The following is an 11,418-nucleotide window of genomic DNA, read 5'->3' on the forward strand; positions in this document are numbered from 1 at the left end:
CTCGCCGTCCCGCCCTCACGGTGAAAGACGCCCGTGCGGGTATGACGCGACGCACTTTTGCAAGCAGGTGCTTGCAATTGTTAGCGAGGGTGGGGCAGGGTGGAGGTATGGCATCGCTGAACGTCGGCAATCTCGGTGAGTATCTGCGTGAACAGCGGCGCAACGCGCAGCTGTCGCTCAGGCAGCTCGCCGATGCCGCCGGGGTGTCCAATCCGTACCTGAGCCAGATCGAGCGCGGGCTGCGCAAGCCGAGCGCGGAGGTGCTGCAGCAGGTCGCCAAGGCCCTGCGGATCTCCGCCGAGACGCTGTACGTCCGCGCCGGAATCCTCGACGCCGAGCGGGACCTGAACGAGGTGGAGACCCGCGCGGTCATCCTCGCCGACCCCACCCTGGACGAGCGGCAGAAGCAGGTGCTGCTGCAGATCTACGAGTCGTTCAGGAAAGAGAACGGCTTCGGGCCGGGCCTGGACCGCGTGAGCGGCACGGACACCGACGGCGCCGGGGACCACGAAGGCGAAGGCGACGGCGGCACCGGCGACAGCGAGCCCGATCCGCGGCGGACGGCCGGATGAGCCGGCCAAGCGCGCCGGCCGCCGCGCCGCGGACCACAAAACCCTCAGCCGAACTTTAATACGGGAGGACCATCACCATGGCCATCGCCGACGACCTGCGCAAGACCCTCAGCGACCCGACTCCGCTCTACTTCGCCGCCGGCACCGCCGACCTGGCCATCCAGCAGGCCAAGAAGGTCCCCGGCCTGGTCGAGCAGTTGCGCGCCGAGGCCCCGGCCCGCATCGAGGCGGTCCGCAACGCCGACCCGAAGGCCGTCCAGGAGAAGGCCGCCGCCCGCGCCAAGGAGGCCGGTGCCAAGGCCAAGGAGGCCCAGGTCAGCCTCCAGTCCAAGGTCAACGACTTCATCGTCTCCCTCGACGGCGACCTCAAGAAGCTCGGCGAGTCCGCCCAGGACTTCGCGCTGCGCCAGGTCGGCGTGGCCGCCGAGTACGCCGTCAAGGCCCGCGAGACCTACGAGAAGGTCGCCGAGCACGGCGAGCAGGCCGTGAAGGTCTGGCGCGGTGAGGCCGCCGACGAGATCGAGGACCTGGCCATCGCCGTCGAGGGCAAGCCCGAGCCGGTCGTGGTCAAGGCGGACGAGAAGAAGACGGACGAGCCGAAGGCCGCCGAGGCCAAGCCGGCCGCGGTCAAGAAGGCCCCGGCCGCCAAGCGGACCCCGGCCCCCCGCAAGGACACCCCGGTCAGGAAGACCACCCCGCCGGCCAAGTAACCGGCGCCCGCGTCAGCGGAACGTACGGGCCGGGCACCTTGAGGGTGCCCGGCCCGTTGTACGGGTACGGTGGCCGCGTAGGGATCGGGAGAGAGCGGGTGGTGGCAGCATGCTGATGCTGGGGTTCGCGGGGTTCCTGGGACTGTTGAAGATCGTCCTGATGGCCCTGGCCGCGTTCGGGCTGGTCGACGCCGTCTTCCGGCGCGAGGACGCCTTCCGCGCGGCCGACAAGCAGAACAAGATGTTCTGGCTGATCATCCTGGCCATCGCCCTGGTCGTCAGCTACCTCTTCTCGATCCTCTCCATCCTGCCGATCGCGGGCGTGGTGGCGAGCATCGTCTACATCGTCGACGTCCGTCCCGCGGTCAAGCAGGTGTCGGGCGGTGGCGGCGGCTGGCGAGGCCGCCGCGGCGGCGGCAGCAGCAGCGACGGCCCGTACGGCCCGTACAACGGCGGCCGCTGACCTTCGCCGACCGGTTCTCGGCGCCGGCTCTCCACCCACGTATCTTTCAGGGCGCGCCCGTACCAGCGCGCCCGCAGGGGCGCGGCCTGTGTCGATGTGCGGCTCCACCGCGTGGGCACGCCCAGCCACGTCACACCCGCACCCGGCGCACTGCAGCCCCCCGTGACGGCGTGGCCGCTCAAACCCCCCGATCCAGCAGCACGACGGCCACGTCATCCGTGAGCTCGCCCCCATTGAGCTGCCGCACCTCATTGACGGCCGCCCGCAGCAACGCCTCCCCGGTCAGGCCGGAGGCCAGCTGCCGTCGGACCATCTCGACCATCCCCTCCTGCCCCAGCCGCTCACCGCCCGAGCCCACCCGGCCCTCGATCAGTCCGTCGGTGTAGAGCATCAGGCTCCACTCGGCGCCCAGCTCCACCTGCATCCGCGGCCACCGGGCCTCCTTCAGCAGCCCCAGTGCCGGCCCGTTGTTCTCGTACGGCAGCAGCTCGGCCGGCTGTCCGGGCCGGGCGACCAGCGGCGCCGGATGCCCGGCCAGGCACAGTCCGGCCCCGTGTCCGTCCGGCGCTATGTCGACGGTGCAGAGCGTCGCGAAGATCTCCTCGTCGGAGCGTTCGTGCTCCAGCACCTGCTGCAGCGTGGACAGCAGCTTGTCGCCGCACAGCCCCGCCAGGGTCAGTGCCCGCCAGGCGATCCGCAGCTCCACGCCGAGCGCGGCCTCGTCCGGGCCGTGCCCGCAGACGTCGCCGATCATCGCGTGCACGGTCCCGTCGGGCGTGCGCACGGTGTCGTAGAAGTCACCGCCGAGCAGCGCCCGGGAGCGGCCGGGGCGGTAGCGGGCGGCGAAGCGCAGCGAGGAGCCCTCCAGCAGGGGCGTGGGCAGCAGGCCCCGTTCCAGACGGCGGTTCTCCTGCGCCCGCAGCCGCCCCTCCGCGAGCTTGCGCTCGGTCGTCAGGGAGCGTTTGCGCTCGACGGCGTACCGGATGGCGCGGCTCAGCAGCCGCCCGTCCAGTTCGTCGCGGAAGAGGTAGTCCTGCGCGCCGACGCGTACGGCCTCGGTGCCGCGCTCGGCGTCACCGGAGGCGGTGAGCGCCAGCACGGCATGCCGGGGCGCGAGCTCCAGCACGTGCTTGAGCACGGCCAGCTCGCCCCCCGTCTCCTTGTCGCCCGGCGCCGGGAGGGCCAGGTCCAGCAGGATGCAGTGGACGTCGTCGGTCAGCAGCCGCTCGGCCTCGGTGAGGTTGCGGGCGGTGCGGACGCGGATCGAGTTGCCGGACGCGTCCCGCAACTCGGGCAGAACCGGTGAACCGGCCGGATCGTCCTCGATCAGCAGCAGGGTGAGAGTGGTGCCGCCGGTGTTCGAGGCGACGGCTTCCGTGCGGTTGGCCTCTTCCATGAGAGGGCCGCCGCCCTGTGCGGGCACGGCGGCCGGCGCCTGACCACTCTCCACGGCCGGGATCGCTCTCTGCCGCGGTACGGGTACGGGCATCGTGTCGGGTTCCTTCCCTCCCCCCGAGGGCATGGCGGGGCGAGGGACCTCGACCCACCCGACGGGGACCATAGCGGTACTGGCCGCCGCAACGGAATGGGGTGAGCCGCGCCGCCCTGTCTCAGGCCGCTGGCATATGCCGTATGCCGTACTGCAGTTGGGCAACAGGGCCGTCCGGCAGGAATGACGAAGGTCACGTGCCGCCGGAGTTTGAAGGGGCGTTGGCATGCGCTGGGTCACATGACTCAGCTCACGAAAGGGGGGGCATCACGCCTGAAGCGCCTGGCGGTGCTCAGGCGTCCGGCCGTACCACCCCGAGGATCGGCATCGATCCCGCGCCGCCGACCGACACCGTCCGCCCCGGGCGCGGGGCCTGGATGATCGCGCCGTCCCCTATGTACATCGCGACATGGCTGGCGTCGTCGAAGTAGATGATCAGGTCACCGGGCCGCATGTCCTTGACGTCGACGTGCTTGAGCTGCTTCCACTGCTCCTCGGAGGTGCGCGGGATCGGCTTCCCGGCGCTCGCCCAGGCCTGCGAGGTCAGCCCGGAGCAGTCGTACGAGTCCGGGCCCTCGGCGCCCCACACGTACGGCTTGCCGAGCTGGGCGGTGGCGAACGCGACCGCCTTCCTGCCCGCCGCGGACGCCTTGCTGTGGATCTCGCCGAGGATCCCGGTGCCCAGCCAGGCGGTCTGCTGCTTGTAGGCGGCCTCCCGCTCCAGCTCGGCGAGCCGCTCCTTCTGCTTCTTCTCCAGCTTCGACTGGAGCTTCTCGGCGGCGGCGATCCGCTCCTTGATCTTCTTCTTCGCGGCGGCCTTCGCCTTGCGGCCGGCCTCCAGCCTGTTCCACTGGTCGGCCGCGTCCGCCGCGTACTGCCTCAAGTCCTGCTGGGTCTGGGTAAGTTCCCTGAGCAGGGCCTTGGTGGCGCGCTCACCCTGGAGCACCCGCCCCGCCCCGTCCAGGAACTCGGAGGGGTTGTCGCTCAGTATCAGCTGGGCGGTGTCCGGCAGCCCGCCGGTGCGGTACTGGGCGGCGGCCGCCCGGCCCGCCCGCTCCTTCAACGCGTCGAGCTTCTGCTGCCCTCTGACGATCTTCTGCGCCAGGTCGACGATCTCGGCGGACTGCTTCCGGGCCGCCTCCTCGGCGGCGTTGTACGCGTCGGTGGCGACGGCCGCGTCGTGATACAGCGCGTCCAGCTTCTCGCGTACGGCCTCGAGGTCCTTGTCCGGCGGAAGGGCCGCGGACGTGCCGGCCGAGGCCGAGACGGTGGGGGAGGGGGTCGGGGCGGGCGCCGCGAACGCCGTGCCGGGTGCCGCCAGCACCGTCACCGCGCAGACCACGGTCACCGCCGTCCCCAGGATCCCGCTCCCGCCTGCCCGGACGGTGCGCTTGTCCGGTCCCATGACCCGCCCCCCAGAAAATCTGATTAATCGTCAGTAACTTACGACACGTGGAGGATCGTGCCATGGCGCGCCGCAAAGCGACAGAGGCAGCGGCAGGTGGGTTCCTCCCCGGTTTCCCCCCGAGCATGACGATCTCCCCGCCTTTGTGACGAACGACTCATCGAGGTCGTTCCCACCCCGCCCCATCAGGCCTTCGGCGCCAAGGCCCCCCACGCCACCGTCACTTCGCCCTGCCGCCAGCGCGTCGCCGAGTCCGTCACCGGCCAGTCGGCCGTCAGATCCCGCACCGCCCGGATCCACCGCTGCCGGGCGCCGTACGACGCGTAGGGCGCGGCCGCCGCCCACGCGCGGTCGAAGTCCCGCAGGAACGCGTGCACCGGCTCGCCCGGCACGTTGCGGTGGATCAACGCCTTCGGCAGCCGCTCGGCGAGGTCCGAGGGCCGTTCCAGGGAGCCGAGCCGGGTCGCGAAGGTCACCGTCCGGGGCCCCTGAGTCCCGAGCGCCACCCACACGTGCCGCCGCCCGATCTCGTCACAGGTCCCCTCCACCAGCAGCCCGCCGGGTGCGAGCCGCCCGCACAGCCGCCGCCACACCTCGGCGACCTCGCCCTCGTCGTACTGCCGCAGCACGTTGGCCGCCCGGATGAGCAACGGCCGCGCGGGAACGGGAATCTCGAACCCGCCGTGCCGGAAGGCGAGCCCCTCCCGTTCGTACGGCCTGGCCGCGGCGACCCGCGCGGGCTCGATCTCGATCCCGACGACACGCGTGCGTGGCGCGACGCCGCGAAGCCGGCCGAGCAACTCGACGGCGGTCCACGGGGCGGCGCCGTAACCCAGGTCGACGGCGACGGGGTCGGCCGCGCGCCGCAGCTCGGCCCCGTGCGTGACGGCGATCCAGCGGTCCATGCGGCGCAGCCGGTTGGGGTTGGTGGTCCCGCGCGTCACCGTTCCCACGGGGCGGGAGGCGGCGCGGGCTGTCATGCCTAAGAGGGTAGACAGTGGCGCGCCCCGCACCGACGCGCTCCGTGGGGGCGCGGGGCTGTGCCGATGGGCGGCTCCGCCGCGTGGGCGCGACAAGCCCCACCCGCCCGCATTCGAGTCCGCGACCGTCCCATCCCCACGCCTCTCGTCCTCGAACGGTTGAGCGACTTCAGGCAATGTGTCGGTAAAATCAACCGCCCCCGGAATGGGAACCCGGCCCTCCGCTGTTGCACACCCAGAGGACCCCCGACGTCCTCCCGAAGGCATGCCCGCATCAAGGAGGACCGCCACGTGAGCCAGTACATCAGCAGGCTCGCTCGCCACTCCCCGTCGGCCGCCGCCCGGCTCCGCAGGCCCCGCAGGCCCCGCCGCGTCGCCATGCTCTCCGTGCACACCTCCCCGCTCCACCAGCCCGGCACCGGCGACGCCGGCGGCATGAACGTCTACATCGTGGAGCTCGCGCAGCGCCTCGCCGCGATCGACATCGACGTCGAGATCTTCACCCGGGCCACCTCCGGCGGCCTCCCGCCCGTCGTCGAGCTCGCCCCCGGCGTCCTCGTCCGGCACGTCGACGCCGGCCCCTACGAGGGCCTCGCCAAGGAGGACCTCCCCGCCCAGCTCTGCGCCTTCACGCACGGCGTGATGCAGGCCTGGGCCGGGCACCGCCCCGGCTACTACGACCTCGTCCACTCGCACTACTGGCTCTCCGGCCACGTCGGCTGGCTCGCCGCCCAGCGCTGGGGCGTCCCGCTCGTGCACGCCATGCACACCATGGCCAAGGTCAAGAACGCCAACCTGGCCGACGGCGACACCCCCGAGCCCGCAGCCCGGGTCATCGGCGAGACCCAGATCGTCGCCGCGGCCGACCGCCTCATCGCCAACACCTCCGAAGAGGCCGGCGAGCTCGTCCGCCACTACAGCGCCGACCCCGCCAAGGTCGCCGTGGTCCACCCCGGCGTCAACCTCGACCGGTTCTGCCCGGCGGACGGACGGCAGGCGGCGCGCGCCCGCCTGGGCCTCCCGCAGGACGCCCTGATCCCGCTCTTCGCGGGCCGCATCCAGCCCCTCAAGGCCCCCGACGTGCTGCTGCGCGCCGTGGCCGTCCTCCTCGACGAACGCCCCGAACTCCGCTCCCGGATCGTCGTGCCGATCGTCGGCGGCCCCAGCGGCAGCGGTCTCACCAAGCCGGAGGGCCTGCAGAAGCTGGCCGCGCGGCTCGGCATCGCGGACGTCGTACGATTCCGCCCTCCCGTCGGCCAGGACCAGCTCGCGGACTGGTTCCGGGCCGCCTCCGTCCTGGTCATGCCGTCCTACAGCGAGTCCTTCGGCCTGGTGGCCATAGAGGCCCAGGCGGCCGGCACACCCGTGCTCGCCGCCTCCGTCGGCGGTCTGCCCGTGGCCGTACGGGACGGCGAGACCGGCTTCCTGGTGGGCGGTCACGATCCGGCCGCCTACGCGCGCGTGCTGCGCCGTTTCGCCGACGACGCGTCCTTGGCGGACCGTTTCGGCAGCGCGGCCGCCCGGCACGCCCAGTGTTTCGGCTGGGACACGGCCGCCGCCGCCACCGCCGACGTCTACCTGGCCGCGGCCCAGTCCCACCGCCGTCGCGTACGCTCGGCCCATGGGTGATGTCGACCAGGCCGCGCAGGTCATCGAGGGTGTCCTCAAGGACGCCGAACTGGAGTGGGAGAGCCCGGAGTCCGGCACCTACGTCGTGCAGCTTCCCGGCACCCGCAAGCTGAAGACGACCGTCTCCCTCCTCGTCGGCCGTCACTCCCTCTCCCTGAACGCCTTCGTCATCCGGCACCCCGACGAGAACGAACCGGCCGTCCACCGCTGGCTCCTGGAGCGCAACCTCAAGCTGTACGGCGTGAGTTACGCCGTCGACCGCCTCGGCGACATCTACCTCACCGGGCGGCTCTCGCTCGCCTCCGTCACCGCCGACGAGATCGACCGCCTCCTCGGCCAGGTCCTGGAGGCCGCGGACGGCGCCTTCAACACACTCCTGGAGCTGGGCTTCGCCTCCGCGATCCGCAAGGAGTACGCGTGGCGGGTGGCGCGCGGCGAGTCGACCCGGAACCTGGACGCGTTCACGCACCTGATCGAACGCCCCGCCGACTGACTGCGGATCCGGGCAACGCCGGGCCTCGGCGCCCCAGGGGCCGTGACGTTCCACCAGAGGGGCGTGAACTTCCGCCCGTCTGCCTGCTGTTAACCTGCCACGACCCTTCTTCTTAACCGGGTCTTACCTTTTTCTCTCGTCAGTGCGAGGTTGTGCATGCGTGCAGGCAGATCGTCCGGCTCAGCGGTGGTGCTCGCGGGGGCGCTGGCCCTGGGAGCCCTCGCGGCACCGTCCGCGGCGGCGGCCGACACCGGGATCTCGGTGACCAGGATGGTCGTGAACGGGGGCAAGCCCATCGTGGTGGGCACCACCGCGAAGGTGAAGCCCGGCTTCACCTTCCGCATGACCTGGCCGTCCGGCGTCAAGCTCGCCGATGCACAGGTGCTCCCGTTCCTCTACCACGACACCACGGCCGCCAAGGGCAACGCGGACGGCGGCATCTACATCAGCTCGGTGGGCTGCGGCGACAACGGCTCCCAGCCTGCCGACTGCGGCGGCGAGTTCTACATCGAGCCGCGCTACACCCTGGACTCCGGCAACGACGCGACGACCTGGAAGATCGCGGCCGGCGCGAAGATCTGGGGCTCGGACGACAAGCTCAAGAGCCAGGAGCTCCTGACCGGCCTCGGCACCGTGCAGGTCCTGCGCGCGGCCAAGGTCACCGCCAACGCCACCCCGGAGCCCGTCGCCAAGGGCGGGACGCTCACCATGAAGGGCGCGATCACGCGCGCGGACTGGGTGAAGCACAGGTATGTCGGCTTCGGCGGCAAGGCGGCCAGGCTGCAGTTCCGCAAGAAGGGCAGCAGCACGTACACGACGCTGAAGACGGTGCGGGCCGACTCGGCCGGTGCCCTGAAGACCACGGTCAAGGCGGCCGCCGACGGCTACTACCGCTGGACCTTCGGCGCCACGGCCACCACCGGCGGCGCGAGTTCCGCCGGCGACTACGTCGACGTCAGCTGACGTATCGCGCAGGTCAGCCGACGTACCGCGCGCTGTCGCGATAGCGCCCCGGGGTCACCCCCACCAGCTTCCGGAAGTGCCGGGTGAGATGGGCCTGGTCGTAGAAACCGGTGGCGGCGGCCGTCTCGCCGGGCGGCACGCCGTCGAGCAGCAGCCGGCGGGCCCGGCCGACCCGGCGGGACATCAGGTACTGGTGCGGGGCGATGCCGTACGCGCCGCTGAACGCCCGTACCAGGTGGGCGGGATGGGCGTGCAGCAGCCGCGCAGCCTGCTCAAGGGCGAGCCCGTCGGCGACCCGCTCGTCGAGGAGCTCGCGCAGGGCGCCGGCGAGGGACGGGTCAGCGGGCTCATGGACCGCGAGCCGGGGACGGAGCAGGCCCCGCAGCCGCTCGCCGATCAGGGCGAGCCGGCTCTCCGCCTCCAACTCGTCGCCGGGACGGGCGAGTGCGGAGTGCAGCAGGCCGACCCGCTGCCGCAGCAGGGGGTCACGCAGGTCGGGCCCGTCCACGGCGGCTCCGATCAGATCGTCCCCGAGCAGCGTCCCGTCCAGGTAGACCACCCGCTTGCGGAAGCCGTCCGCGGTGGCGGGGGAGCCGTTGTGCGGCACGTGCGGCGGCAGCAGGGTCACGGTGTCGGCGGGGGTGCCGTGCTCGTGCCGGTCGAGGTCGTACCGTACGGCGCCGTCGTCCACGATGAGCAGCGTCCAGGCGTCATGGACGTGCATCGGGTACGCGTACCCGGTGAAACGGGCGTGGAAGACCTCGGTGACGCCCGGGACGCGGGGGCGCCAGGCGGTGACTTCCTGTGTGACGGACTGCCGGGCGGCCATGCAAAGAACGTACAAGACCGGGCCGTACGACGCCCGGCAGTCTCAAGGCATGAGTTCCACGACCCCCCTGGACACCGCCTCGTCCCCGGCCCCCGTCCGTTTCGACACGAAGATCGCCGTGCTGCTGCGCGCGGACCTGGAGCCCTGGCAGCGCCTGAACGTCACCGCGTTCCTGGTGAGCGGCCTGGGCGCGACGCTCCCCGAGGTGGTCGGGGAGCCGTACGAGGACGCGGACCAGGTCGCCTACCTGCCGATGTTCCGGCAGCCGGTGCTGGTCTTCCAGGGCGAGAAGGAGACCCTGAAGGCCGCCCACGAGCGGGCGCTGAGCCGTGCTCTGCCCCGCGCCGTCTTCACCGCCGACCTCTTCGCCACCGGCAACGACCGCGACAACCGCGCGGCGGTGCGCGCGGTACCCACGGCGGAACTCGACCTGGTGGGGCTCTCGGTGTACGGGCCGCGGAACGCGGTGGACAAGGTGCTGAAGGGGGCGCGGATGCATCCGTGATCCGCCCTGTCGGCCGATCCTCTCGGCCGGTCCTGTCGGCCGACCGGTGGATTTCCTTCGCGTAACCGGGTGATCCGATCATCGCAATTGCTGCGATCTGTTCTGAATGTCGTATGTGACTGTCATGCGATACATCAGATTCTGCAGCGCGGCCGCAGCCGCGGCGGCGATCGCCACGGGCCTGACGAGCGGACCGGCGAACGCCGCGGACCCGGACCGTGTTCCGTGCAGCGGGACGGCGCTGGCCCTTGCCATCACCAACGCGCGGAACGGTGAGACCCTTGATCTCCGCCGCGACTGTTCGTACCACCTGATGGCCGCTCTGCCGGCCATCACCCGGAGCCTCACGATCCGGGGCAACGGCGCGACGATCGTGCGCGACGGGGCGGCCACCCCTGCTTTCCGGATCTTCGAGGTCAGCTCGGGCGGCGACCTGCGTCTGAAGGAGCTCACGGTCCGCGGTGGGTATCTCCCCACCGGGAACGGCGCCGGAATCCACGTCAACAGCGGCGGCGGGCTCAGGCTGTCGAAGGTCGACGTGCTCGACAACACCGCCACGGAAAGCGGTGGCGGCATCGCGGTGGAGACGGGCGGCTCGGCGGAGATCAAAAGCAGCTATGTGGCGTTCAACAACGCGTTCGACGGCGGTGGCCTCTACACCGCCGGCTCCGTGACCACCGAGAACTCCGAGTTCGCCCGCAACCACGCCCGGCGCGCCGGCGGCGCGGTCTATCAGGCCGGGGGCATGACCTTCGTCGGCATGAACGTGATCCGGCGGAACACCGCGGCCGGGACAACGGAGGGTGGCGGCCTTTACGTCCGCAGCGGCTCGATGGAGATCGACGGCAGCAAGATCACGAACAACACCGACACGGGAGACCGAGGCGGCGGGATCTACAACAACGCCAACCTGAAGCTGGTGAAGTCCAAGGTCAGCGGCAACGTCGTCGGAGGCCGGGCGGGCCAGGGCGGTGGCATCTACAACACGGGCACGGGGGTGCTCCTCCTGAAAGGCACCGAGGTCTCCCGTAACAGCGCGAACGGTCCCAACGCGAGCGCCACCATCGTCTCCGTGGGCGGCGGCATCTACAACAACGGCGGATCCGTCGCCCTCGACCACAGCACGGTCCGCGACAACGCCTCCACGTCGGCGCCCGGCGGTGTCTTCACCACCAACCTGGTCTCGGTGACAGCCTCGAAGGTCACCCACAACATCCCGACCAACTGCTCTGTCGGCCTGGTACCGGGCTGCACGGACTGACGCCGTCCGGGAAGGCCCCTGCCCTCCGTCGTACAAGGGCAGGGGCTCACCTCGGGACGCCGCCCGGAGATCCCGGACCTCGGTCCGTCAGGCCCGCGTCCCTGCCCCTGCCCCCGCCT

The 11,418-nt window shown here is 71.4% G+C and carries 12 protein-coding genes; 8 read left to right on the forward strand and 4 right to left on the reverse strand.

Annotated features, from left to right (window positions below; genetic code table 11):
- Positions 1 to 107 precede the first annotated feature (107 nt).
- The 3 genes from LQ326_RS35175 to LQ326_RS35185 all read left to right on the forward strand — a co-directional run bounded on the left by LQ326_RS35175 (position 108) and on the right by LQ326_RS35185 (position 1,745).
- A complete protein-coding gene (locus LQ326_RS35175; protein WP_234543133.1) occupies positions 108 to 572 on the forward strand; it encodes a helix-turn-helix domain-containing protein in 465 nt (154 codons plus the stop codon).
- Between the two features lie 77 nt (positions 573 to 649).
- Entirely contained in the window at positions 650 to 1,282 is a 633-nt protein-coding gene (locus LQ326_RS35180) for a hypothetical protein (RefSeq protein WP_234543134.1), read from the forward strand.
- 109 nt (positions 1,283 to 1,391) lie between these two features.
- Positions 1,392 to 1,745 carry a DUF2516 family protein gene (locus tag LQ326_RS35185; RefSeq protein WP_234543135.1) on the forward strand — a complete coding sequence of 118 codons (354 nt, stop codon included), beginning with the start codon at positions 1,392 to 1,394 and terminating at the stop codon, positions 1,743 to 1,745.
- 178 nt (positions 1,746 to 1,923) lie between these two features.
- On the opposite strand, the gene LQ326_RS35190 is transcribed toward LQ326_RS35185, so the two are convergent.
- The 3 genes from LQ326_RS35190 to LQ326_RS35200 all read right to left on the reverse strand — a co-directional run bounded on the left by LQ326_RS35190 (position 1,924) and on the right by LQ326_RS35200 (position 5,619).
- Positions 1,924 to 3,234 carry a PP2C family protein-serine/threonine phosphatase gene (locus LQ326_RS35190; RefSeq protein ID WP_234543136.1) on the reverse strand — a complete coding sequence of 437 codons (1,311 nt, stop codon included), beginning with the start codon at positions 3,232 to 3,234 and terminating at the stop codon, positions 1,924 to 1,926.
- Between the two features lie 292 nt (positions 3,235 to 3,526).
- Positions 3,527 to 4,639: a C40 family peptidase gene (locus LQ326_RS35195; RefSeq protein WP_234543137.1), complete on the reverse strand. Its 1,113-nt coding sequence runs from the start codon at positions 4,637 to 4,639 to the stop codon at positions 3,527 to 3,529.
- A 185-nt stretch (positions 4,640 to 4,824) separates the two neighbouring features.
- A complete protein-coding gene (locus tag LQ326_RS35200) occupies positions 4,825 to 5,619 on the reverse strand; it encodes a class I SAM-dependent methyltransferase (RefSeq protein WP_234543138.1) in 795 nt (264 codons plus the stop codon).
- Positions 5,620 to 5,910: 291 nt separating this feature from the next.
- Between LQ326_RS35200 and mshA the strand changes: the two genes are divergently transcribed.
- The 3 genes from mshA to LQ326_RS35215 all read left to right on the forward strand — a co-directional run bounded on the left by mshA (position 5,911) and on the right by LQ326_RS35215 (position 8,704).
- A complete protein-coding gene (gene mshA, locus LQ326_RS35205; protein WP_234543139.1) occupies positions 5,911 to 7,248 on the forward strand; it encodes a D-inositol-3-phosphate glycosyltransferase in 1,338 nt (445 codons plus the stop codon).
- Complete coding sequence (locus tag LQ326_RS35210) at positions 7,241 to 7,741, forward strand: type III secretion system chaperone family protein (RefSeq protein ID WP_234543140.1); 501 nt, start codon at positions 7,241 to 7,243, stop codon at positions 7,739 to 7,741. The genes mshA and LQ326_RS35210 overlap by 8 nt, the downstream gene beginning before the upstream one ends.
- 156 nt (positions 7,742 to 7,897) lie before the next feature.
- Positions 7,898 to 8,704 (forward strand): hypothetical protein, encoded by an 807-nt coding sequence (locus LQ326_RS35215; protein WP_234543141.1) that lies wholly within the window; start codon positions 7,898 to 7,900, stop codon positions 8,702 to 8,704.
- A gap of 13 nt (positions 8,705 to 8,717) precedes the next feature.
- On the opposite strand, the gene LQ326_RS35220 is transcribed toward LQ326_RS35215, so the two are convergent.
- Positions 8,718 to 9,533, reverse strand: coding sequence for a helix-turn-helix transcriptional regulator (locus LQ326_RS35220; protein WP_234543142.1), 816 nt, complete (start codon positions 9,531 to 9,533; stop codon positions 8,718 to 8,720).
- Between the two features lie 49 nt (positions 9,534 to 9,582).
- On the opposite strand from LQ326_RS35220, the gene LQ326_RS35225 reads away from it, so the two are divergent.
- Together LQ326_RS35225 and LQ326_RS35230 are read left to right on the forward strand one after the other, a co-directional pair.
- On the forward strand, positions 9,583 to 10,038 hold the full coding sequence (locus LQ326_RS35225) for a DUF2000 domain-containing protein (RefSeq protein ID WP_234543143.1): 456 nt from the start codon (positions 9,583 to 9,585) through the stop codon (positions 10,036 to 10,038).
- A 124-nt stretch (positions 10,039 to 10,162) separates the two neighbouring features.
- On the forward strand, positions 10,163 to 11,299 hold the full coding sequence (locus tag LQ326_RS35230) for a right-handed parallel beta-helix repeat-containing protein (RefSeq protein ID WP_234543144.1): 1,137 nt from the start codon (positions 10,163 to 10,165) through the stop codon (positions 11,297 to 11,299).
- Positions 11,300 to 11,418: the final 119 nt, after the last annotated feature.

This window comes from Streptomyces shenzhenensis, assembly GCF_021462265.1.
Classification (GTDB): domain Bacteria; phylum Actinomycetota; class Actinomycetes; order Streptomycetales; family Streptomycetaceae; genus Streptomyces; species Streptomyces shenzhenensis.

Bases quoted from the DNA above. Each gene is read 5' to 3' on its own strand.
- LQ326_RS35175 (WP_234543133.1), top strand. From the start codon at position 108: ATGGCATCGCTGAACGTCGGCAATCTCGGTGAGTATCTGCGTGAACAG.
- LQ326_RS35180 (WP_234543134.1), top strand. From the start codon at position 650: ATGGCCATCGCCGACGACCTGCGCAAGACCCTCAGCGACCCGACTCCG.
- LQ326_RS35185 (WP_234543135.1), top strand. From the start codon at position 1,392: ATGCTGATGCTGGGGTTCGCGGGGTTCCTGGGACTGTTGAAGATCGTC.
- LQ326_RS35190 (WP_234543136.1), bottom strand. From the start codon at position 3,234: ATGCCCGTACCCGTACCGCGGCAGAGAGCGATCCCGGCCGTGGAGAGT.
- LQ326_RS35195 (WP_234543137.1), bottom strand. From the start codon at position 4,639: ATGGGACCGGACAAGCGCACCGTCCGGGCAGGCGGGAGCGGGATCCTG.
- LQ326_RS35200 (WP_234543138.1), bottom strand. From the start codon at position 5,619: ATGACAGCCCGCGCCGCCTCCCGCCCCGTGGGAACGGTGACGCGCGGG.
- LQ326_RS35210 (WP_234543140.1), top strand. From the start codon at position 7,241: ATGGGTGATGTCGACCAGGCCGCGCAGGTCATCGAGGGTGTCCTCAAG.
- LQ326_RS35215 (WP_234543141.1), top strand. From the start codon at position 7,898: ATGCGTGCAGGCAGATCGTCCGGCTCAGCGGTGGTGCTCGCGGGGGCG.
- LQ326_RS35220 (WP_234543142.1), bottom strand. From the start codon at position 9,533: ATGGCCGCCCGGCAGTCCGTCACACAGGAAGTCACCGCCTGGCGCCCC.
- LQ326_RS35225 (WP_234543143.1), top strand. From the start codon at position 9,583: ATGAGTTCCACGACCCCCCTGGACACCGCCTCGTCCCCGGCCCCCGTC.
- LQ326_RS35230 (WP_234543144.1), top strand. From the start codon at position 10,163: ATGCGATACATCAGATTCTGCAGCGCGGCCGCAGCCGCGGCGGCGATC.